The 20248-nt window shown below is 70.4% G+C and carries 19 protein-coding genes and 1 pseudogene; 10 read left to right on the forward strand and 10 right to left on the reverse strand.

Going from position 1 to position 20248, the window contains the following annotated elements; all coding sequences use genetic code 11:
- Window positions 1-205 precede the first annotated feature (205 nt).
- Complete coding sequence (locus tag AVR91_RS01785; protein ID WP_063273824.1) at window positions 206-1210, reverse strand: LacI family DNA-binding transcriptional regulator; 1005 nt, start codon at window positions 1208-1210, stop codon at window positions 206-208.
- 32 nt (window positions 1211-1242) lie between these two features.
- Window positions 1243-2439, reverse strand: a complete 1197-nt coding sequence (locus AVR91_RS01790; protein WP_083737319.1) for an MFS transporter — start codon at window positions 2437-2439, stop codon at window positions 1243-1245.
- 57 nt (window positions 2440-2496) lie between these two features.
- On the opposite strand from AVR91_RS01790, the gene AVR91_RS01795 reads away from it, so the two are divergent.
- The 3 genes and pseudogenes from AVR91_RS01795 to AVR91_RS01805 form a co-directional block, all read left to right on the forward strand.
- A complete protein-coding gene (locus AVR91_RS01795; protein WP_228708294.1) occupies window positions 2497-3042 on the forward strand; it encodes a hypothetical protein in 546 nt (181 codons plus the stop codon).
- Between the two features lie 114 nt (window positions 3043-3156).
- Window positions 3157-4545, forward strand: a complete 1389-nt coding sequence (locus AVR91_RS01800; protein WP_063273827.1) for a PepSY-associated TM helix domain-containing protein — start codon at window positions 3157-3159, stop codon at window positions 4543-4545.
- Between the two features lie 68 nt (window positions 4546-4613).
- Window positions 4614-5475, forward strand: a pseudogene (locus AVR91_RS01805) (sugar phosphate isomerase/epimerase and 4-hydroxyphenylpyruvate domain-containing protein); the annotation flags it as partial.
- On the opposite strand, the gene AVR91_RS01810 reads toward AVR91_RS01805, so the two are convergent.
- Complete coding sequence (locus AVR91_RS01810) at window positions 5459-5992, reverse strand: hypothetical protein (RefSeq protein ID WP_063273828.1); 534 nt, start codon at window positions 5990-5992, stop codon at window positions 5459-5461. The pseudogene AVR91_RS01805 and the gene AVR91_RS01810 overlap by 17 nt on opposite strands.
- A gap of 104 nt (window positions 5993-6096) precedes the next feature.
- Here AVR91_RS01810 and AVR91_RS01815 point away from each other — a divergent pair, with 104 nt between their 5' ends.
- Window positions 6097-6684, forward strand: coding sequence for a TetR/AcrR family transcriptional regulator (locus tag AVR91_RS01815; RefSeq protein ID WP_063273829.1), 588 nt, complete (start codon window positions 6097-6099; stop codon window positions 6682-6684).
- A 168-nt stretch (window positions 6685-6852) separates the two neighbouring features.
- On the opposite strand, the gene AVR91_RS01820 is transcribed toward AVR91_RS01815, so the two are convergent.
- From AVR91_RS01820 to AVR91_RS01835, 4 genes are all read right to left on the reverse strand, one after another.
- On the reverse strand, window positions 6853-7326 hold the full coding sequence (locus AVR91_RS01820) for a hypothetical protein (protein WP_063273830.1): 474 nt from the start codon (window positions 7324-7326) through the stop codon (window positions 6853-6855).
- A gap of 75 nt (window positions 7327-7401) precedes the next feature.
- The gene (locus tag AVR91_RS01825) at window positions 7402-8577 is read right to left on the reverse strand and encodes a 4-hydroxybenzoate 3-monooxygenase (RefSeq protein ID WP_063273831.1); all 1176 of its coding nucleotides are present in this window, start codon (window positions 8575-8577) and stop codon (window positions 7402-7404) included.
- Window positions 8578-8609: 32 nt separating this feature from the next.
- Window positions 8610-9380, reverse strand: coding sequence for an IclR family transcriptional regulator (locus AVR91_RS01830; RefSeq protein WP_063273832.1), 771 nt, complete (start codon window positions 9378-9380; stop codon window positions 8610-8612).
- A gap of 12 nt (window positions 9381-9392) precedes the next feature.
- Window positions 9393-10628, reverse strand: a complete 1236-nt coding sequence (locus tag AVR91_RS01835; RefSeq protein WP_211282610.1) for an SLC13 family permease — start codon at window positions 10626-10628, stop codon at window positions 9393-9395.
- 74 nt (window positions 10629-10702) lie between these two features.
- Between AVR91_RS01835 and AVR91_RS01840 the strand changes: the two genes are divergently transcribed.
- Entirely contained in the window at window positions 10703-11926 is a 1224-nt protein-coding gene (locus AVR91_RS01840) for an FAD-binding protein (protein WP_063273834.1), read from the forward strand.
- Here AVR91_RS01840 and AVR91_RS01845 read toward each other — a convergent pair.
- Window positions 11923-12273, reverse strand: a complete 351-nt coding sequence (locus AVR91_RS01845) for a hypothetical protein (protein ID WP_063273857.1) — start codon at window positions 12271-12273, stop codon at window positions 11923-11925. The genes AVR91_RS01840 and AVR91_RS01845 overlap by 4 nt on opposite strands.
- A 111-nt stretch (window positions 12274-12384) precedes the next feature.
- Here AVR91_RS01845 and AVR91_RS01850 point away from each other — a divergent pair, with 111 nt between their 5' ends.
- Window positions 12385-13563, forward strand: coding sequence for an aminotransferase-like domain-containing protein (locus AVR91_RS01850; RefSeq protein ID WP_228709102.1), 1179 nt, complete (start codon window positions 12385-12387; stop codon window positions 13561-13563).
- A 290-nt stretch (window positions 13564-13853) separates the two neighbouring features.
- On the opposite strand, the gene AVR91_RS01855 is transcribed toward AVR91_RS01850, so the two are convergent.
- Entirely contained in the window at window positions 13854-14744 is an 891-nt protein-coding gene (locus AVR91_RS01855) for an alpha/beta fold hydrolase (RefSeq protein WP_063273836.1), read from the reverse strand.
- Between the two features lie 71 nt (window positions 14745-14815).
- Between AVR91_RS01855 and AVR91_RS01860 the strand changes: the two genes are divergently transcribed.
- Window positions 14816-15424 carry a TetR/AcrR family transcriptional regulator gene (locus tag AVR91_RS01860; RefSeq protein WP_063273837.1) on the forward strand — a complete coding sequence of 203 codons (609 nt, stop codon included), beginning with the start codon at window positions 14816-14818 and terminating at the stop codon, window positions 15422-15424.
- Window positions 15425-15433: 9 nt separating this feature from the next.
- On the opposite strand, the gene AVR91_RS01865 is transcribed toward AVR91_RS01860, so the two are convergent.
- Window positions 15434-16138 carry a FadR/GntR family transcriptional regulator gene (locus AVR91_RS01865; protein WP_063273838.1) on the reverse strand — a complete coding sequence of 235 codons (705 nt, stop codon included), beginning with the start codon at window positions 16136-16138 and terminating at the stop codon, window positions 15434-15436.
- 146 nt (window positions 16139-16284) lie between these two features.
- Here AVR91_RS01865 and AVR91_RS01870 point away from each other — a divergent pair, with 146 nt between their 5' ends.
- Genes AVR91_RS01870 through AVR91_RS01880 form a run of 3 tightly spaced genes read left to right on the forward strand, consistent with a single transcriptional unit; the run spans window position 16285 to window position 20238 of the window.
- Complete coding sequence (locus AVR91_RS01870) at window positions 16285-17562, forward strand: SLC13 family permease (protein ID WP_063273839.1); 1278 nt, start codon at window positions 16285-16287, stop codon at window positions 17560-17562.
- An 11-nt stretch (window positions 17563-17573) separates the two neighbouring features.
- Window positions 17574-18989 carry an acyl-CoA synthetase gene (locus AVR91_RS01875; RefSeq protein ID WP_076857233.1) on the forward strand — a complete coding sequence of 472 codons (1416 nt, stop codon included), beginning with the start codon at window positions 17574-17576 and terminating at the stop codon, window positions 18987-18989.
- Window positions 18982-20238 carry a carboxyl transferase domain-containing protein gene (locus tag AVR91_RS01880; protein ID WP_063273840.1) on the forward strand — a complete coding sequence of 419 codons (1257 nt, stop codon included), beginning with the start codon at window positions 18982-18984 and terminating at the stop codon, window positions 20236-20238. Before AVR91_RS01875 ends, AVR91_RS01880 begins: the two co-directional genes overlap by 8 nt.
- Window positions 20239-20248: the final 10 nt, after the last annotated feature.

Here is a 20248-nt window from a genome sequence, read left to right on the forward strand (position 1 = left end):
GCCATCCGGGGGCAACTCCACTCGCGTGCTTGGAGGCGTAACACTCAGATCCGTCCCGAAGCACGCGTGATACGGCTCCAGGCACGCGTGATACGGCTTCCGGCACACGGGGTCCGGCCTGGGGCGAAGGACGCTTTCCCCGCATCGCACGAGCGGAAAGCGTCCTTCGCCCCGTGTCCGTCTCGAGTGGCCTTCGTCGGGGTGGCTAAACGCGCCGGGCGGTCGAGCCTCGGACGACGAGTTCGGGCGCGAACAGGAGTTCCTCGGCCGCCACCTCGCCGCCGTTTATGCGTTTGACCAGCAGTTCGACCACGGCCCGGCCCATCGCCTCGATCGGCTGGCGGGTGGTGGTGAGCGGCGGATCGGTGCAGTTCATCAGGGCGGAATCGTCGTAGCCGACCACCGAGACGTCTTCGGGGACGGACAGCCCTTGCCGCCGGGCCGCGCGGATCGCGCCCAGGGCCAGGAGGTCGCTGGCGCACAGGACGGCCGTCGCGCCGCGCGGGTACAGCCGGGCCGCGGCCGCGTGCCCGCCTTCGATGGAGAACATGCCGTGTTCGACGAGTTCGTCCAGGACCGGGAGGCCGAGTTTGCCCGCATAGGCGCGGAAGGCCTCGAGTTTGCGCTGCGAGGGCACGTGGTCGTTCGGGCCGAGGACGAGGCCGATCTTCTCGTGGCCGAGCGAGCTCAGATGCCCGACGACCTGCTCGACGGCGACCGCGTCGTCGCACGAGATCTGCGGCAGCCCGAGATGGTCGACGGCGGCGTTGATCAGCACCGTCGGCAGGCGGCGCTCGGCGAGATGGTGGTAGTGGGAGTGCACCGCGTCGGCCTGGGCGTACAGCCCGCCGGCGAACACGACCCCGGAGACCTGTTGCTGCAAGAGCAGTTCGACGTACTCCGCTTCGGAGACGCCGCCCGCGGTGCGGGTGCACAGCACCGGGGTGAATCCCTGCTGGGCGAGTGCGTTGCCCATGATTTCGGCCAGTGCGGGGAAGATGGGGTTCTGGAGTTCGGGAAGGACCAGTCCGACCAGGCGGGCGCGATCCCCGCGCAGCTGGGTCGGCCGTTCGTAGCCCATCACGTCCAGCGCGGTGAGGACGGCGGCCCGGGTGCTCGCGGAGACCCCGGACCGGCCGTTGAGTACCCGGCTGACCGTGGCTTCACTGACCCCGACCTTGCGGGCGACTTCGGCAAGACGACGCGTCATGCGTGAAACATTACCGCAAGCGAGCGCAAGAACTAGACACTCTTGATCGGTGCGGTTGCCCGGAAGTCCCGCGAAGAAGGAACGAGGGCGGCGGCCGCCGGAGCGGCGAAGCAGACGACCGCGCACGCCGCCAGCACCGGCGCCGCCCCGAACCGGTCGATCGCGGGCGCGATGAGCGCGAGCCCGGCGGGTGCGAGGCCGTAGGAGAACAGGAAGTCCAAAGAGGACACCCGGGCGAGCTTCCCCGGTTCGACCTCCCGCTGGGTCGCGGTGAACCAGGGGACGTTGAACAGTTCGATGCCCAGCCCGGCGACGGTGTAGGCGGCGACGACGAACGCCGGGTGCACCGGGAACAGCAGGCTCAGTGGCGCGAAACCGTAGCAGCCGAGCCCCGCCAGCGCCGTCCAGCCTTGCCGCTTCGGGCGCCAGCGCGCGATGACGACGGCGCCCGCGAGCGCGCCGAGCGTGTACGCGGTGAGCCCGGCGGCCAGTACCGTTTCGCTGTCGTAGCGGTCGCGGCTGACCAGCGGCAGCACCACACCGGTGGCGGAATAGCCGGTGGCGACGACGGCGGTCAGCGCGCCGAGCCCGGCCAGGAACCACGGATGGCGGCGGGCTTCGCGGAGACCGTCGGCGAACTCGCCGAAGAAGCGGGTTCCGGCGGCGGCCGGGGCGGGGGTGAAAGTGCCTCGGGGCGGGATCAGCGCCGCGCCCAGCCACAGCACGCCGGTCCCGATCACCAGGGCCGACGTCGAGGCGAACTGGGAGAGCAGGGCGGTGAGCCCCGGTGCGACCAAGGTCGTGACCCGGACGGCGAGGGTCATCGCGGCGTTGGCCTGCTGGCGCCGGTCTTCGGCGATCACCTCGGCCGTCAGCGCCTGGAACGCCGGGCGGCACGCACCCTGCCCGACGCCGACGGCGGCGGCAGCGGTGGCCATCAGCAGGACCGATCGGCCCATCCCGGTGGCGATCAGCGGAGTGGCGAGACCGGCGATGAGACCTGCCCAGAGCACGACCCCGCGACGGGAATGCCGGTCGGCCAGTACACCGGCCACCGGGACGGCCACGAGGAATCCCGCCGTCCGCGCGGCGAGCACGATGCCGAGGTCCACAGCCGGAAGCGATCGTTGCAGCACCGCCAGCCCGAGGATGAACGGCAGGGCCCAGGTCGCCAGCCCGGAGGCGGTGTTCCCGGTCCAGAGCCGGAGGAACGACAGGCTGCGGAGCACCGGGCCGACGATATCAAGGAGAGACAACGGACCCGTTCGCGCTCTACTCTGCCTCCCGTGCGCACGCCGACCCCGCCCCGAGGCCCGGCCCGGCGCCTCCGCGGCGGGGCCGTGGGGGTCCTGACCGGCACTTTGGCGACCGGCGCCCACGCCGGGACCAGCGGCCGCGTCCCGGATCTCGGGGTCGTCGTGCTGCTCGTCGCCCTGCTGAGCTGGGTGGCGTACGCGTTCGCCGGACGCCGCCGCGGCCCGCTCGCGATCCTCGGCCTGGTGGCGGGCGGGCAACTGGCGATGCACGCCTGCCTGACCTTCCTGACCTGGCAGTCGCACGCCCATCACGCCGAATCCCCGGGCAACGGCCTGGCGATGGCGGCCGGGCACGCCGCCGCGACCTTGGTGGTGGCGATGGTGCTCGCGGGCGCCGAGCACGTCATGTACGCGCTCACGACGCTCATCGCTTCGGTCCTTCCCCGGCGGTTGACCCCGCGGCCGGCGACCGCGCCGCTGCGGATCCACGTCCCGCTCGCGGTGGAGTTCCCCGCGACCGAGGCGCTCCTGCGAGACGTGCTCTCGCGGCGCGGCCCGCCGGTGACGTCCGCCTGATCCCCGAAACCCTGCCGAGACCCGTGTCGCGGCAGGGCTCAGCACGCGTGCCGTGACCACCCCGGCGCGCGGCGCAGGCGCACGCCTCCCCATCGACGCCTCAGGAGTTCCCCCATGGCAACGCGAATCGAATCGACCACGAGCCCACCGCGCGCGACCGGCTGGCGCGGGCTGTCCCTCCGCTTCCACTTCTACGCCGGCGTTCTCGTCGGACCGTTCATCCTCATCGCCGCGCTCAGCGGCGTTCTCTATGCGGCGACGCCGCAGATGGAGTCCTGGATCTACTCCGACCAGCTTCGCGCCCCCGTCGGGCTGAACCAGGCTTCACTCGCGGATCAGGTCAAGGCGGCTCAAGCGGCCCATCCCGGCGGCGACCTGGTCGCCGTCCGGCCCGCTCCCGAACCAGGCGACACGACTCGTGTGCTGTTCGCCGAGGAAGGGCTCGGCGAATCCGAACGGCGCGCGGTGTTCGTCGATCCGGCCACCGCGCAGGTGCGCGGGGACCTCGTCGCGTACGGCTCGAGTGGCGCCTTGCCCTTCCGGACCACGCTCGACCAGTTGCACCGCAACCTGCTGCTAGGTGAGCCGGGGCGGCTCTACAGCGAACTCGCCGCGTCCTGGCTGTGGGCGGTCGCGCTCGGCGGACTCGTGCTGTGGGTGAGCCGCCGTCGTGCCCGCCGGGCCGAGAAGACGGAGTCCGCGCGCGGGAAGTCGGTGCGCCGTCACGGTTCCGTCGGCCTGTGGGTGCTGCTCGGTGCGTTGTTCCTCTCCGCGACAGGGCTGACGTGGTCGGCGTACGCGGGCGAGAACGTCTCAGCGCTGCGCGAATCCCTCGGCTGGGAGACCCCGGCGTTGAAGGTGACCGGCGGCGACGAGCATGCCGGACACGCGGGTCACGGCGAAGCCCCCGCCGCACCGGCTCCCGCGAAGCCCGAGAGCGTGGACGCGATGCTGGCCTCCGCCCGCGCGGCCGGGATCGACGCCGCCTCGGTGGAGATCGGGCTGCCCACGAAACCCGGTGCTCCTTGGCAGGTGGCGGAAATCGAGCGTGGCTGGCCGACGCAGGTCGACGCCGTCGCGGTCGACGGGACCACCGGGCAGATCCTGGGCGAGGTGCGGTTCGCCGACTACCCGCTGATGGCGAAGCTCGCCCGCTGGGGGATCGACGCGCATATGGGCGTGCTGTTCGGCTGGCCCAACCAGCTCGTACTGCTCGTACTCGGCGCCGGTCTGGTCACGCTGGTCGTGCTCGGCTACCGGATGTGGTGGCGACGCAGGCCGACCAGGGCGACCGGGCTGACCTTCGGGCGGCCCATCCCGCGCGGTCAGTGGCGTAAGGCGCCGCCCTGGCTGCTGGTGGGTCTCCTCGTCCTGGCCGCCGCGATCGGCTGGTTCGTGCCGCTGCTCGGGATCAGCCTGCTGGCGTTCCTGGTGATCGACCTGTTGCTGGGCCTGCGATCCCGCGGCAAGTCCACACCGGACTCGACCGACGTCACGGTGTGAGCTCCGCGCTCGCCGCCCGCAACCGGGCGGCGAGCGCGGTATATCAGGAAATCGAGCGCGCCACCGGGCTGGGCGCCGCGTTCGGCTTCCCGCCGCCGTTGGAGGTTTTCAACGACGTCTTCCGGCAGGCGGACCCGCGGCCGGCGGCCGTCGACGCCATGCGATCGCTGGTGGCCTTACGTGAATCCGTTGGCGTGCTTGAGGTTCCCGAGGCTCCTCGGCTGGGCGGGCACGCCTTCGCGGACCTCGGTTTCGCGCACGTCGGGACACATCGCTCGAAACCGGTCCAGCTGCGGCAACAGGGATCCGCGGCGTGCGGAAACGTTGCTCGCCCCCGTGCTGCCCCGCGAGCACGGCCCCGGCGAGGCGGACCTTTCCGCCGTCGCCGCGCCGGACGGCACCGAGATCTTCTTCTGCGGCGGCGATGAATGGCTCCGGGACTTCGTGCCGGCCGGGGCGGCGCCGTCCGGGGCGGGGATCACCGGCATCGACCACGTCGCCTTGACCCAGCCTTTCGACCATTTCGACGAAGCGACGCTGTTCTACCGTTCGGTGCTGGGCCTGCGGCCCGAACCGGTGGCGGAGTTCGCGGCGCCGTTCGGGCTCGTGCGCAGCCGGGCGGTCGGTGAGGGCAACGTCCGGCTGACGCTGGACAGCGCACTGGTGAGGCGAGGGGAGTGGGCTCCGGGAGTGCCTTCGCCGCAACACATCGCGCTCGCTTGCGACGGCGCTCTTGCCGTCGCGGAGCTGCGGGAGAACTCGGTGCTGTACGACCGTGACGAGCACGGCGAATTCCTGCACTTCTGCACCGAGCTGGTCGGGTCCCGGGTCTTTTTCGAGGTGGTGCAACGGATCGGCGGGTACGGGGTCGTGAACACGCCGGTGTACATGACCGCGCATCGGGAGCGGCGCCTCAGCCTCGCGCGCTGAGCTGGGCGTGCCGGCCGAGGCGGAGCGCTGAGACGAGGAAGAAGATCCCGCCGAGCACGGCGTATCCGGCCAGGTTGCGCAGTGACGCGTCCGGCTGCGTGGCTTGCAGGACGAAAGCGGTGCCGGCGAGGGTCGAGATGCCCCCGCTGGCGATCATCGCCCACTGGCCGCCCAGCTTGCGGCGGCCGATGCCGACGGCGAGCTGGACGAGGCCCGACACGACCGCCCAAGCACCCCACACGCGCAGCACCGCCGGGATGCCGGACGCGGCGGCGAACGCGAGGCCGATTCCGGCGATCGCGCTGATCGCGATGTTCACGTACAGGCCTGTTACGTCCTTTGACGAACGAAGGTCGATGACGGCGGCGACCACGTCGAACAGCGGGTACAGCACGAGCAGCGCGACACTGACCGGCCCGAGCTTCGACGCGCTCGTGAACAGCAGGCCCGCCCACACGAGGGCGAAGCCGAAACGAACGAAGTACAAGCGCCGGAGGGTGGCGGTCTGGCTGCTCACGGGAGCTCCTTGAAGTGGTGAGGAGAACGTTCGGTCTACTGCGACTTTGGCAGTGCTGTGCGGCAGCGTCAAGACCGAACGTTCTATCCCGTAAGATGGCCGTAATGGTCAAAGGTCAAGCTTCCGAAGCGCGCACAAGGTTGCTCACCACGGCGACGAGGCTCTTCTACACGGAGGGCATCCACGCCGTGGGCATCGATCGGATCGTCGCCGAGGCGAAGGTGACCCGCGCGACCCTCTACCGGCATTTCCCGGGCAAGGACGATCTGATCGTCTACTACCTGCAGGAAGCCGACCAGTCGATCCGTGGGGACCTCGACGCCATCATCGCCAAGGGAGCCCCGGCGCCCGACACGCTGCGGGCGATCGCCGCGAACATCACGGAGGGCATCCGGTCACCCGGGTTCCGCGGTTGCGCCTTTCTCAACGCCGCGTCGGAGTATCCGGACCCGGAGCATCCCGTGCACAAAGCCGTCCTCACCCATCGCCACTGGTTCGCGGGAGTGGTCACCGACGTGCTGGCCCACTTGGGAAACGCGCGGGCCGAGGTCGCGGCCCGGCGCTTCGTCCTGCTGCGGGACGGCGCGATGGCGACCGGTTGCCTGACCGATCCCGCGCCGGTCTGTGAAACCTTCCTCGAGGGAGTCGAAGACCTGTTGCGGCTTCACGTCACGTCAAGGGGCAATGTTTGAGCAGAAATACCCGATTTGACCACTTTGCGCGGGGGTCGTGAGTGATTTGGGTGGTTCCAACCCTCATTATCACTCACGACCCAGCGCAGAACCGGGCATCTGGACATCGATCGGGTACTCGATCGGCATGAGATGTCCCTTGTGGACACTCGGGGCCGGTCAGCCCGCTCAGCTCGGCGGCTGCGGAGGCTGCTGCGCCGGAGGCGTGGGCTGCTGAACCTGTGGGGCGTAGCCCGGCTGCGCGGGCGGGTAGCCCGGCTGGGCCGTCATCGGGTAGCCGGCCGGCGGCGCGAAGCCCTGCTGCTGCCGCGAAGAACGACCACTCTTGACGACCGCGATCGCGACCAGCAGCCACGAGAGCAGCGAGGCGATGTCGAACACCATGCCCACCGCGAGGTAGATCCAGCGGATGGATTCGATGGACAGGTTGCCCGACTCGCTCCAGTCCGGCACGTTCAACGCCAGGAACTGCCACACGATGGCCATCACCGTCGTGGCGAGCATGATCGCGAAAGCGGCCACCATCAGGCCGGAGACTCCCCGGGCACGTCCTTTGACCGAGACGATCAGGCCGAGTAGGCCCACCGCGAGTTGCAGTACCAGGGGGATGGTCTCGATGCTCGCGAACGATAAGGGGGACATGCCTGCCTTCCACAGCTCTCCGCCGGACGTCCGGCCACGTCGAGGGATCCTATGCGGTGACGGCCCCGCGTGTGGTCAGAACCCGATGGGCAGTCCCGCGTAGTTCTCCGCGAGCCCGGCCCGGCCCGCCTCGCTCCGTGCCAGCCACTGCAGCTGCGAAAGCTGCAACTGCCGGTCGAACGGGTCGTCCGAGCGGTGCAGCATCGTCGTCATCCACCACGAGAAATGCGTACACCGCCAGACCCTGCGCAGCGCGGTGTCGGAGTAGGCGTCGGCGAGCGTGAAGTCCTTGTCCCGCACCAAAGCGGCCAGCGCGGGGGCCAGGAGGGCGACGTCGGCGACGGCGAGGTTGAGGCCCTTGGCGCCGGTGGGCGGCACGATGTGGGCGGCGTCGCCGGCGAGGAAGAGGCGGCCGTGCCGCATGGGCTGCTGCACGAAACTGCGCATGGGCAGCACACTCTTGTCGGTGATCGGCCCCGGAGTGAGGGTCCAGCCGTCCTGGCCGTGGCCGAGCCGGGTCGCGAGCGCCTCCCAGATCCGCTCGTCGGACCAGGTGCCGATGTCGGTGCCGTTGGGCACCTGCAGGTACAGCCGGCTGACGGTGGCGGAGCGCATCGAGTGCATGGCGAAACCGTCGGGATGCCACGCGTAGATGAGCTCGTCGGTCGACGGGGCGACGTCGGCGAGGACACCGAGCCACGAGTACGGATAGGTGCGCTCCCACGTCTGCTTAGCGGCGTCGGGGATCGCGGTGCGGCAAGGCCCGAAGGAGCCGTCGCAGCCGACGACGACGTCGGCATCCAGCCGCTGCTGTACGCCGTCCGCGTCGGTGAAGGTGATGTAGGGCCGGTCGGTCTCGATGTCGTGCACGGCGGTGCCGGTGACCTCGTAGTGGATCTGTTGCCCGGCCGCCGCACGCGCCTTGCCGAGATCCTTCGTCACCTCGGTCTGGCCGTACACGGTGACGCTTCGCCCGACCAGGTCCACGAAGTCGAGATGGTGCCGCTCCTCCGGCCACTGCAGGTAGATACCGCGGTGCTCGTCGCCCTCGCGGTCGAGCCGGTCGCCGAGACCGGTATCCCGGAGCAGGTCCACTGTGGACTGTTCGAGGATGCCTGCCCGGATCCGCGCCTCGACGTAGTCACGTGAGCGGGTCTCCACGAGTACCGACTCGACCCCCGCAAGATCGAGCAGATGCGACAGGAGGAGTCCGGCCGGGCCGGCGCCGACGATGGCGACTGGGGTACGCATGACCGGAGTCTGGTCGCGTGACCGCCGAACGCCTAGCGCTCGCTTTCACTCAGTGAAACTCGCAGGCTCCGGCCGATCCCGGCGGCCGCGACCTGGAGCGCGGAGATCAGCCGCGCCCGGCCCCGGCTCAGATCCGGGACGACCAGGCCGAGTGCCGCGACGACGTCCCCACCGGACGGCCGGATCGGGACGGCGACCGAGCAGGCGCCGCGGCTCATCTCCTCGACGGTCTGCGCGTAGCCCTCCCGGCGGGCGCGCCGCAACTGCTCGCGCAGGCGCCCGGGCTGGGTGATGGTGTACGGCGTGACGCGGGTGAGCGAGGCGAGCACCCGACGCTGGACGTCCTCCGGTGCCCAGGCCAACAGGACCTTCCCGACCCCGGTGGCGTGCAGTGGCAGCCGCCCGCCGATCCGGCTGACGACCGGCACGGACGCGTTCCCGGACAGCCGGTCGAGGTAGAGCACCTGGTCACCGTCGCGTTCGCCGAGATGCACGGTGGCGCCGGTCGCGCCGTAGAGGTCCTGGAGGAACGGAGCGGCGACCTGCCGCAGTTCGAACTGGACGGGCGCGAGCAGCCCGAGGTCCCATAGTCGCCTGCCGACGGCGTACCGATCTTCGCGCCGCTCCAGTGCGCCCAGGCCGACGAGATCTCGGGCGAGCCGGTGCACCGTGGGTAGGGGCAGGCCGGCGCGGCTCGCGAGTTCGGTCAGCGACAGCTCGCGATGGTCGACGTCGAAGGCGCCGAGCAGCGCGAACGCCCGCGAGACGACACTGGCACCGGGGGTGGACAGATTGCCGGGCATTCGCGCATGTTCTCACTGAGTGGAAGTCAGCGCGAGCCCGAGCCACAGGCCGGCGACGGCGAGCACGATGGACGCCGGAACGGTCAGCAGGCCGAGCCGGGTGAACTCGCCCAGATCGGGCCGGGTGTCGTGCCGGTGCAGGATCCGCCGCCACAACAGCGTGGCCAGCGAACCGACATAGGTCAGGTTCGGGCCGAGGTTGACCCCGATCAGCACGGCCAGCACCACCGGTGTCCCGCCCGCGGTGGCCAGCGGAAGCAGCACGAGCACCGCGGGCAGGTTGTTGATCAGGTTGGCGAGCACGGCGGCCACCGCGGCGGCGCCGAGCAGGGCGAGGAACGAGGTCGACGTCGGCACCAAGTGGCCGAGAGCCTCGTCCAGTCCGTTGTCGACCACGGCGCGGACCACGATCGCCAGTGCGAGCACGAAAGCGACGAAGGGGATGCTCGCCGAGCGGACGATCGCGGCGGGGGAGGTCCGCCGCTGCGCGAGGGCGCGGCAGGCCAGGACGGCGGCTCCGGCGAACGCGGCCCACGCGGGACTGACGTCCATCAGCGAGGTGATCACGAAACCGGCCAGCGTCAGGCCGAGCACGACCAGGACGAACGCCGGGACCTTCCCGGCGGCGACCACCTTCCCGCCACGCGGCCGGGCCGCCAGGTCGGCGGCGAAGAACCGGCGGAACACGACGTATTCGGTGAGGACCGCCGCTAGCCAGGGCAAGGTCATCAGCGCGGTGAACCGCAGGAACGAGATCCCGGTCGCGGCGACGGCGAGCAGATTGGTCAGATTCGACACCGGCAGCAGAAGCGAGGCCGAGTTCGCGAGATGCGTGCAGGCGTAGGCGTGCGGTTTGGCCCGTGCGCCCATCCGCGCGGCGGTGGCGAACACGACGGGGGTCAGCAGCACGACGGTGGCGTCCAGGCTGAGCACCACGGTGACCGCCGCCGCGACCGCGAACACCGCGGGCAGCAGCCGTCGCGGCTTTCCCCGGCTGAACCGTGCCATGAGCGTTCCCGCTGCTTGGAACAGTCCTTCGTCGTCGCACAGTTTGGCGAGGACAAGGACCGCGGCGAGGAAACCGACGACCGGCGCGAGCCTGGTGACCTCGTCGAGGGCGTCGGGGAACGAGATCGCCCCGGACGCCAGCACGATCCCGGCGGCGGGGACGGCGGCGACCGCCTCCGGGAGGCCGCGTGGCCGGATCACCGCGAAGGCGAGGACGATCAGCAGGAGAGCGATGGACAAAAGCTCGCCGGGAATGCCGGTCAGCGTGGACCTCCTCAGGGTGGAGCCGACCTCGGCAATCTAGGCTGGGCCTGGTGCGCGAGACGAACTGGGCAGGCAATCGGACCTTCACCGCGGAGCGGATCGTTCACCCGCGCGACCTCGACGAAGTACAAGAAGCGGTCGCCCGAGCGGCTGAGGTCAAGGCTCTCGGCAGCAGGCACTGTTTCAACGACATCGCGGACTGCCCGGGTGGTGTCCTGCTCGACTTGTCCGCGCTCGGCACCGAGGTCGTCCTCGACCCGGAATCGGCGACGGTCACGGTGCCCGCGGCGGCCCGCTACGGCGACATCGCGGTCCAGGTGTACGCGGCCGGTTTCGCGTTGGCCAACCTCGCTTCGCTGCCTCATTGCACCGTGGCGGGCACCGTCGCGACGGCGACCCACGGTTCGGGGCGGCGTAACCAGAGCCTCGCGTCGGCCGTGTCCGGGTTGGAGCTCGTCACCGCGGACGGTGAGGTGAAGACGTACAGCCGCCACGACGGGGTCGTGGTCGGGCTCGGCGCGCTGGGTGTGGTGACGCGGCTGACCCTCGACCTGGTGCCGTCCTTCGACCTCCGCCAGGACGTGTTCGACGGCCTGCCCTGGGAGTCGGTGTACGAGCATTTCGACGAGATCCAGGACGCGGGGTACAGCGTCAGCCTCTTCACGAACTGGGCCCGCGACGAAATCGACCAGGTCTGGATCAAGGGACCGGGGCGACCGGACGCGGACTTCTTCGGCGCGAAGGCGGCGGACGGGCCGCGGCATCCGGCCCACGCGGCGGGCATCCCGCCGGACAACTGCACGCGGCAGCTCGGGGAGCCGGGCCCGTGGCACGAACGGATCCCGCATTTCCGCCTGGATTTCACGCCCAGCATCGGGAACGAACTCCAGACCGAGTACTTCGTGCCCGTCCGGCACGCCGTCGCGGCGATGGAGGCGATGCGCGCCATCGGGGACCGGCTGGCACCGGTGCTGCTCACCTCGGAGATCCGCACGGTCGCGGGAGACGGGCTGTGGCTCAGCCCGTTCCACGGCGGCGACCGGGTGGCACTGCACTTCACCTGGCTTCCGGACGAGGACGCGGTCCGGGCGCTGCTACCCGTGATGGAGGACCGGCTGGCGCCGTTCGACGTCCGGCCGCATTGGGGGAAGCTCTTCCACCGGGCGGCGGAGTACCCGAAGCTGGCGGATTTCCGGGCGCTGGCCACCGAACTGGACCCGGACGGCAAGTTCCGGAGCCCGTTCGTCCGGCGGCACGTGTTCGGCGAGCGCTAGTCCGACTGCGACCAAGCGGCGACGGGCAGTGCGAGATACACGCCGACGTCGTCGATGCCGGTCGCGGACTCGATGCTCGTGCGCAGCAGGTCCACCCGCTCCTGGCGGTTGTCCGCCCGGCTCGGGAACCACTTCGACCGGACTTCGACGAGGAGGTCGAGCCCGAAGCGGTCGAACGGACCCGGGGTGCGGAAGCGCAGTTCCACGTCGCCCGGCTGGAGGTCACCGTCGTAGGGCTCTTCGGGGCATTCCACCGCGAGGGACACGAGGTGCGGCAGGACCGAGCCGAGTTCGCGCAGGGTGGTTTCGGGAAGATGGGGCGTGTAGGTGATTTCCACGAGTGGCACGAACAACAGCCTAGGACAGGCGAAACTGCTATCGTGGCGGTAGTTGCTTGCTCGCGCGGGAAGATCCCCGGCTGCTGCACTGGAGCCGCACGTTTCTCCCGAGGAGCTGCCATGTCTCTTCCCCTTGCCCGTCGTATGGACGGTGTCACCAGTTCTCCCGTGCGCGATCTGCTCGCGCTCACCGCCCGTCCGGGCGTGATCTCGTTCGCCGGCGGCATACCCGCGCCGGAACTGTTCGATGTGGACGGCCTCCGCGCCGCCTTCGACCGGGCACTCGTGGACGGGGACGCCCAGCGCGCGTTGCAGTATTCGCCCACTGAAGGGAATCCGCGGCTGCGTGAGCTGCTCGCGCAGCGGCTGTCCGGCCGCGGGCTCCCGACCACTGTGGACGATCTCCTGATCACCACGGGTTCGCAGCAGGGCCTGCAACTGCTGAGCACCGCGTTGCTCGACCCCGGCGCCACCGTGCTGGTGGAAGAACCGGTGTATCTCTCGGCGCTGCAGTGCTTCCAGCTCGCGGAGGCGCGCATCGTGCCCGTCCCCGGTGACGAGGATGGGATCGACCCTGCGGCGCTGGACGAGATCGCGGCCAGGGAACGGCCTTCGCTGCTGTATCTGGTCCCGACGTTCTCGAACCCGTCCGGGCGCACGGTCAGCCCGGCGCGCCGGCGTGCGCTCGCGGAAGTTATCGCACGTCACGGTTTCTGGCTCGTCGAGGACGACCCGTACCACGAACTCCGGTATCGCGGCGAACGCGAGGAACCGCTGTCGTCCCGTCCGGAACTCGCCGGGCGCACCATCTACCTCGGCACCTTCTCGAAGGTGATCTCCCCGGGGATGCGGCTGGGCTGGTTCCGGGCGCCGGGCGAGCTCCTGCGACGGGTCACGATCCTCAAGCAGGCGACCGATCTGCACACCTCGACCATCGATCAGGCGGCCGCGGCCGAGTATCTGGCCGCCGCGGATCTCGACGCGCACGTGCGGCGGCTGTGCGCGACCTACCGCGTGCGCCGCGACGCGATGATGGCCGAACTGCCCGCGGTCACCCCGCCCGGAACGACCTGGACCGACCCGGACGGCGGGATGTTCGTCTGGGTCACCCTGCCCAGTGGTGCGGACACGGACCGGCTGCTCCCCGAGGCGTTGCGTCACGACGTCGCTTTCGTGCCGGGCTCGGCGTTCCAGGTGGGGGAGCCGGACCGGTCGGCGTTGCGGCTGTCGTTCGCCGCGCACGGTCCGGAGACGATCGCCGAAGGGTTACGGCGGTTGGGCAAGGTCTTGTCGCCGTGAGGTGAGTGGCGTTCCCGCAGCCGGGCGGTGTCGCGTGATCCGACGGACGACACGCGTGATCAGATGGACGACACGCGTGTCCAGGCGGACGTCTCGTGGCGCACCCGGCCGCGGGTGTGTCGTCCCTCCTCACGCGAAGTCGCTGGTTCGGTCCAGGGTGTCTGGTGAGGTAGTCCGCTGACGTTGCGAAAGCCACTTTCCCAACCTTCAACGTTGCGAAAGTGGCTTTCGCGACACGCCACCTTTGCCTTACCCCCCGATTGATCCCGAATCGCCGCTCACGACCGGCCTCAAGGAAGTTGCCGTGCCCATTCGGTGATCACGGCGGCCGTCTTCGCCGGTTGGTCCTCTGCCGTGTAGGCGTAGCTGCCGGAAATGGTCTTCAGCGGCGCGTCCAGCCGCTCGGCGAACCGCCGGGCGTGGGCGAGTGGGAACACGCGGTCCTCGGCGGCCCAGGCAAGCAAGATCGGCTTGGCGAAGCGGTCGGTGAGGTGGGCCGCCGCCTCGCGGGTGTACCGCGCGGACACGCTGCCGATGGCCTTGCGGCCGTCGTGCCGGATCGCCGGATCGGTCAGCACCGGGCCGATGAAGCTCTCCATGGCCCGCGCGTCGATCGGGTACTTGGCCAGCCAGCCGTAGGTGTTGCGCCAGCGCCAGGTGCGGCGGATCCGCAGCGCCTGGTAGAGCGCCCGATAGGTCGCGGGATGGGCGGCGGTCGTCTTGAGGAGCCCGAAGCCACCGGGGCCGGGCGGCCAGGAGCACTCCGGGGTTTCGCAGCTGTTGAGGACCAGACGCGCGATCCGGTCGGGGTACGTCGTGGCGGTGATCTGGCTGTAGGCACCACCGGAATCGTTGCCGATCAGCGTGACGTCGGTCAGATCGAGCGCCTCGAGGAACTGCGCGATCATGGCGGCCATCCCCGGCGGCGTCAGGTCGGCGTCCCGCCGCATCGGGACGAGGTGCCCGCCGAGCGGCCAGTCCGGGGTGACACAACGGAAAGCGGGGGAGAGCAGCGGGACGAGCGCCCGCCAGAGATTCGCGTTCACCAGGTAGCCGTGGACGAAGACGAGCACCGGCCCCGTCCCGGTCTCGTGATACCGCACGGTCCCCGAGGGGAGTCCGACCTCCTTGACGGCGCCGAGCCGGGAATCGCGCCAGCCGGTACCCGCCCAGTTCGTCATGGCCGCCACCTTTCTTGTAACCGTTGCAAGAANNTTCTTGCAACGGTTACAAGAACCGCTAAGCTCACTGGGTGGACCCGCGCAAGGAACGGACCATCGCCGCGCTCCTGCGCGCCGCGGACGAGGTCTTTCGAGAACGCCCAGTCGACGACGTCACCGTCGAGGAGATCGCCGAGCGGGCGAACGTCGCGGTCGGCTCGCTCTACAACCATTTCGGCTCGAAGGCGGGCCTGCACGCGGCGGTGGTGGAGCGCGCGCTCCAGGCCGATCGCGAGTACATGGACCGCGCCTATGTCGCCGGCCGCACGCCGATCGAGCAGATCTACGCCGCGGCCGACGAGTACCTGGCGTTCTATCTGGCCAACCCCGACTACTTCCGGATGCTGGCGTTCCCGCGCGAGCCCGGCGGGTACGCGGCCGGCCACGAACTCGCCGAGCGGCTTGCCCGGTCGGTCGCCGAGCAGAACGCGCGGCTCGTGCGCGCCCTGCGGGAAGGCGCGGAGGCGGGCGACTTACGGGACATCGACGCCGAGGAGGCCGCCACCGTGCTGTGGGCGGCGTGGAACGGCGTCATCAGTCTCGGCTGGCGGCCGGATGCCTTGCGGCGTGACGAAAAGCAGCTTCGCCGGCTGCTCACCGTGGCCACGGAGATCGCCGCGAAAGGCCTGCTCGTGCGCTAGGACAAGGCGCTAGTCGGCCTGCGGGTCCCAGGTCAGCAGCCGGACCTTGCTGACGGTCTGGACGTGCTGTCGCATCGCGGTCGCCGCCGCCTTCGGCGCACCTTCCCGGATGGCCTCGGCGATCCTCTGGTGCTGGCTCAGCGAACGCCACGGCCTGCCGGGCTGCCGCAGTGACTCGTTCCGGCTTTCCGCGATCTGCGTGTCGATCGAGCGCATGAACTCGGCGAGAAGGGCGTTCTTCGCGGCCGCGGTGATCGCTTCGTGGAACCGGCGGTCGCCTTCGGCGCCGTGTCCGCCGTCCTCGATCTCGGATTTCATGAACTCCAGCGCCGCGTCGATGGCGGCTAGATCCTCGTCGGTTCGCCGCAGCGCGGCCAGTTCCGCCAGCTTGGTCTCCATCGCTTCCCGTGCTTCGAGCACTTCCGGAAGACGGCTGCGGCGGGCGACCAGTTCGTCGACCGGTTCGACGTCGAGGTGATCGTTCCGCAGGTAGGTGCCACCACCGTGGCGTGACTCCAGTAGCCCCTGTACTTCCAGCACGACGATCGCCTGCTTGATCGACGCACGGCTGACCCCGAGCCGCTCGGCGAGATCGCGTTCGCTGGGGAGCTTGTCTCCCGCGTGCAGGCCGGACTCCTCGACGTGCGCCTTGATCCGCTCGACGACCTGCTCGTAGAGCTTCGCCCGGTTCAACCGGCTCAACGCCTCCGGCACTCGGTCCCCTCCCATGACTGGACAAGTGGCTCAGCCAATTTACCACTCATCCCTTGACAGGGTGAGCCACTCGCAGGGAAAGTGGCTCAGCCACTAGTCCACTCGGCCACTCGCCAGGGGGCTTCCCGCCGTCAAGGAGGACGGTCATGTCCGCCCAGCTGATCTCGATCCTCGTCCTCGTGGTGATCTTCGCGCTCGCCACGACCCGCTCGATCAACATGGGGGCGCTCGCCTTCGCCGGCGCGTTCCTCGTCGGCACCCTCGCCGGTGGACTGGACACCGACGGCATCTTCGCCGGCTTCCCCGGCGACATCTTCGTGGTGCTGGTGGGGGTCACCTATCTGTTCGCCATCGCCAGGGCCAACGGCACCACCGACTGGCTCGTGGCCGCGGCCGTCCGGCTGGTCGGCGGCCGGATCGCGCTCATCCCGTGGGTGATGTTCGTGGTCACCGGCGCGCTGACCGCGATCGGCGCGGTGAGCCCGGCGGCCTGCGCGATCGTCGCGCCGATCGCACTCGGTTTCGCCGCCCGCTACAAGATCAGCCCGCTGCTCATGGGCGCGATGGTGGTGCACGGCGCGCAAGGCGGCGGATTCTCGCCGATCAGCGTCTACGGCTCGATCGTCAACGGGATCGTCGAACGCAACCACATCGCCGGCAGCCCCGTGGTGCTGTTCTTCGCGAGCCTGGGCATGAACCTCGCCATCGCGGGCGTCCTCTTCGTCGTCCTCGGCGGGACCAAACTGCGGCGCCGCCAGCTCGTGACGGCGGGCGCCGGCGGAGCCGGGACCGACGAGGAACCGCTGCCGCACGAACAACGCATTCCCTTGGACGGCCCCAAGATCGTGACGCTGACCGGGCTGGTCGCGCTCGTCGTCGGGACCCTGGTGTTCGACCTCGACCCCGGGCTGACCGCGATCACCGTCGCCGTCCTGCTGAGCGTCGCGTGGCCCAAGACCAGCCGTTCCGCGGTCTCCGAGATCACCTGGCCGACGGTGCTGCTGATCTGCGGCGTGCTGACCTACGTGGCGGTGCTGAAGGAGATCGGCACCATCGACTACGTCGGCAACGCGGTCACCACCGTGGGAATCCCGCTCCTCGCGGCGCTTCTCCTTTGCTACATCGGCGGTGTCGTCTCCGCGTTCGCGTCTTCGGTCGGGCTGATGGGCGCGCTCATCCCGCTCGCCGTCCCGTTCCTGGCGCAGGGCACGATCGGGCCGGTCGGCATGATCGCCGCCCTCGCGGTTTCGGCGACGATGGTGGACGTCAGTCCCTTCTCCACCAACGGTGCGCTCGTCCTCGCCAACGCGAAGGACGTCGACCGCGACAAGTTCTTCAAACAACTTCTGGTCTACGGGGCGCTCGTGGTGGCCATCGTGCCGCTGATCGCCTGGCTCGTGTTCGTCGTGCCCAACTGGGGCTGAGGAGGAGATCCATGCTGTCCGGACTGACCGCCGGGAACGACCGCGTCGCCCTGCGCTTCGGTGACGAATCCCTGACCTACGGCGAACTCGCGTCCGTCGCGGGGCCGATCGCCGCCGGACTCGCGGGCCGCACGCGGGTCGCGGTGTGGGCGACGCCGACGCTGCGGACCTGTGTCGCGATCGTGGCCGCGCTGACCGCCGGAGTCCCGGTGGTGCCGATCAACCCGAAGGCCGGATCGCGCGAACTGGCGCATATCGTCGCCGACAGCGCGCCGGATCTCGTGCTGGCCAAGCCGGATGCCGCCTTGCCACCGGAACTCGGGGCGCTGCACCGGGTTCCGGTCGAGCTGGACGTCTCGGGCACGCCGTGGCGAGGCGGCGAACCGGACCCGGAGGCTCCGGCGTTCGTCATCTACACGTCGGGCACCACCGGGCCACCGAAGGGAGTCCTGCTCCCGCGTCGCGCGGTGGCGTCGAATCTCGACGCGCTCGCGGAGATCTGGGACTGGACCGGGGCCGACGTCCTCGTGCACGCCCTCCCGCTCTTCCATGTGCACGGCCTGATCCTGGGCGTGGTCGGCCCGCTGCGGCGGGGCGGCTCGCTGCGCCACCTCGGGCGGTTCTCGAGTGAGGCCGCCGCGAAGGAACTCGCCGGGGACGGGACGATGCTCTTCGGCGTCCCGACGATGTATCACCGGCTGGCGGCCGATTGCGAGGCCGATCCCGTGCTGGCCGCCGGGGTGGGCGCGGCGCGGCTGCTCGTCTCGGGCTCGGCGGCCCTGCCCGCGACCGACCACGAGCGGATCACCGCCGCGACCGGGCAACGCGTCGTCGAACGCTATGGCATGACCGAGACGCTGATGAACTGCGGTGTCCGCGCCACGGGGGACCGGCGGCCCGGCGCGGTCGGCCCGCCGGTGCCCGGGGTCGAACTGAGGCTGGTCGACGACGCCGGGGAGCCACTCGACGGCGAGACGGTCGGCGAGATCGAGGTCCGCGGCCCGAACCTGTTCCTCGGCTACCTGAACCGGCCCGACGCCACGGAAGCCGCGCTGCACGACGGATGGTTCAAGACCGGCGACATGGCGATCCGCGATCCGGACGGCTACGTGCGCATCGTCGGTCGCCGGGCCACCGACCTGATCAAGAGCGGCGGCTACAAGATCGGCGCGGGCGAGATCGAGAACGCGCTCCTGGAACATCCGGGGGTCGCCGAAGCGGCCGTCACCGGGGAACCCGACGACGACCTCGGCGAGCGCATCGTGGCCTGGATCGTCCCCGCCGCGGACAAACCGACTGCGGCCGAACTCGCCGACCACGTCGCCGGACTGCTGTCACCGCACAAGCGGCCGCGGGTGGTGCACTACCTGGAAGCGTTGCCCCGCAACGAGATGGGCAAGGTCCTCAAGCGGGCGCTCCATGACTGACCCGCTGGGCTGGGCCGGTTACGCCGATTCCCTGGCGCGCGCCAGGGACCGCACGGGCACGGACGAGTCGGTCGTCTGGGAACGCGCGAAGTTCGGCGGCCACGAGGCCGTGACGATCCGCTTCGAGTTCGGCTTCCTCGGCGGCTCGGTCGGCACCGGCACCGGCGCGCTGCTCGAAGAAGCGCTCGATCAGGCCCGTTCACACCGGCTGCCGGTCGTTTCGCTGCTGTCCACGGGCGGCACGCGGATGCAGGAAGGCGTTCCCGCGCTCCGGCAACTGCAACGGATCGCGCGTGGTCTCGCGCGGTTGCGGGAAGCGGGCCTGCCGCACGTCACCGTCGCGCGGCACCCGACCACCGGGGGCGTGTGGGCCTCCCTCGGCGCCGACGCCGATGTCGTGCTCGCCGTGCCCGGCGCCCAGGTGGGCTTCGCCGGACGCCGGGTGCGGCCGCGGCGGTACGCCGACGATCCCGCCTACACGGCGGAGAGCCAGTACGCGGCCGGATATGTCGACGAACTGGTGGCCGAGGGCGCGATCGCCGATCGGCTGGAGATCTGGCTCGGTCTGCTGTCCGGCGGTTCCCGGAACCATCCGGCGGAGCTGCCCCGCGCGCTCGGTGCCCTCGATGCCGCGCCGGACGGCTGGCGTGCCGTCCAGCGCGCCCGGTCGGCGGACCGGCCCCGCGCGGACGCTTACCTCGACGACTACTTCGACACCCGCGTCACCCTCCGCGGTGGCGTCGACGACGGTGCCGTCTGCGGGATCGGCAGCCGGGGCGGACGTGCCATCGCGTTCGCGGCGCAGACCGGGACGGCGACCACCCCCGGCGGTTTCCGCTCGGCGACCCGGCTGATCCGTCTCGCCGACCGGCTGGCGCTGCCGGTGCTGACGCTCGTGGACACCCCGGGCGCGGCCGCCGATCCGGCCGCGGAGACCGACGGCGCCGGGAACGCGATCGCCGAACTGTTCGGCACCATCGCGACGGCGGAGGTGCCGATCACTACCCTGGTGATCGGTGAAGGGGGATCGGGCGGCGCGCTCGCCTTCTGCTCGGCGGACCGGATCTGGCTCACCCCGGACGCCTGTTTCTCCGTCATCGCCCCGGAACTGGCGGCCGGGATCCTCAAACGGGGGCCCGAAGACGTCCCCGCCCTCGCCGGCGCGCTGAAGCCACGCCCCGAAGATCTGCTCGCCCTCGGTGCCATCGACGGCATCGCGGGACCGGAACCGGTCACCTTTACGAGATAAGGGGTTCGAC

It is taken from the genome of Amycolatopsis keratiniphila subsp. keratiniphila, from assembly GCF_001620365.2.
Classification (GTDB): Bacteria; Actinomycetota; Actinomycetes; order Mycobacteriales; family Pseudonocardiaceae; genus Amycolatopsis; species Amycolatopsis keratiniphila.

Bases quoted from the DNA above. Each gene is read 5' to 3' on its own strand.
- AVR91_RS01785 (WP_063273824.1), bottom strand. From the start codon at position 1,210: ATGACGCGTCGTCTTGCCGAAGTCGCCCGCAAGGTCGGGGTCAGTGAA.
- AVR91_RS01800 (WP_063273827.1), top strand. From the start codon at position 3,157: ATGGCAACGCGAATCGAATCGACCACGAGCCCACCGCGCGCGACCGGC.
- AVR91_RS01815 (WP_063273829.1), top strand. From the start codon at position 6,097: ATGGTCAAAGGTCAAGCTTCCGAAGCGCGCACAAGGTTGCTCACCACG.
- AVR91_RS01820 (WP_063273830.1), bottom strand. From the start codon at position 7,326: ATGTCCCCCTTATCGTTCGCGAGCATCGAGACCATCCCCCTGGTACTG.
- AVR91_RS01825 (WP_063273831.1), bottom strand. From the start codon at position 8,577: ATGCGTACCCCAGTCGCCATCGTCGGCGCCGGCCCGGCCGGACTCCTC.
- AVR91_RS01830 (WP_063273832.1), bottom strand. From the start codon at position 9,380: ATGCCCGGCAATCTGTCCACCCCCGGTGCCAGTGTCGTCTCGCGGGCG.
- AVR91_RS01850 (WP_228709102.1), top strand. From the start codon at position 12,385: ATGTCTCTTCCCCTTGCCCGTCGTATGGACGGTGTCACCAGTTCTCCC.
- AVR91_RS01855 (WP_063273836.1), bottom strand. From the start codon at position 14,744: ATGACGAACTGGGCGGGTACCGGCTGGCGCGATTCCCGGCTCGGCGCC.
- AVR91_RS01870 (WP_063273839.1), top strand. From the start codon at position 16,285: ATGTCCGCCCAGCTGATCTCGATCCTCGTCCTCGTGGTGATCTTCGCG.
- AVR91_RS01875 (WP_076857233.1), top strand. From the start codon at position 17,574: ATGCTGTCCGGACTGACCGCCGGGAACGACCGCGTCGCCCTGCGCTTC.
- AVR91_RS01880 (WP_063273840.1), top strand. From the start codon at position 18,982: ATGACTGACCCGCTGGGCTGGGCCGGTTACGCCGATTCCCTGGCGCGC.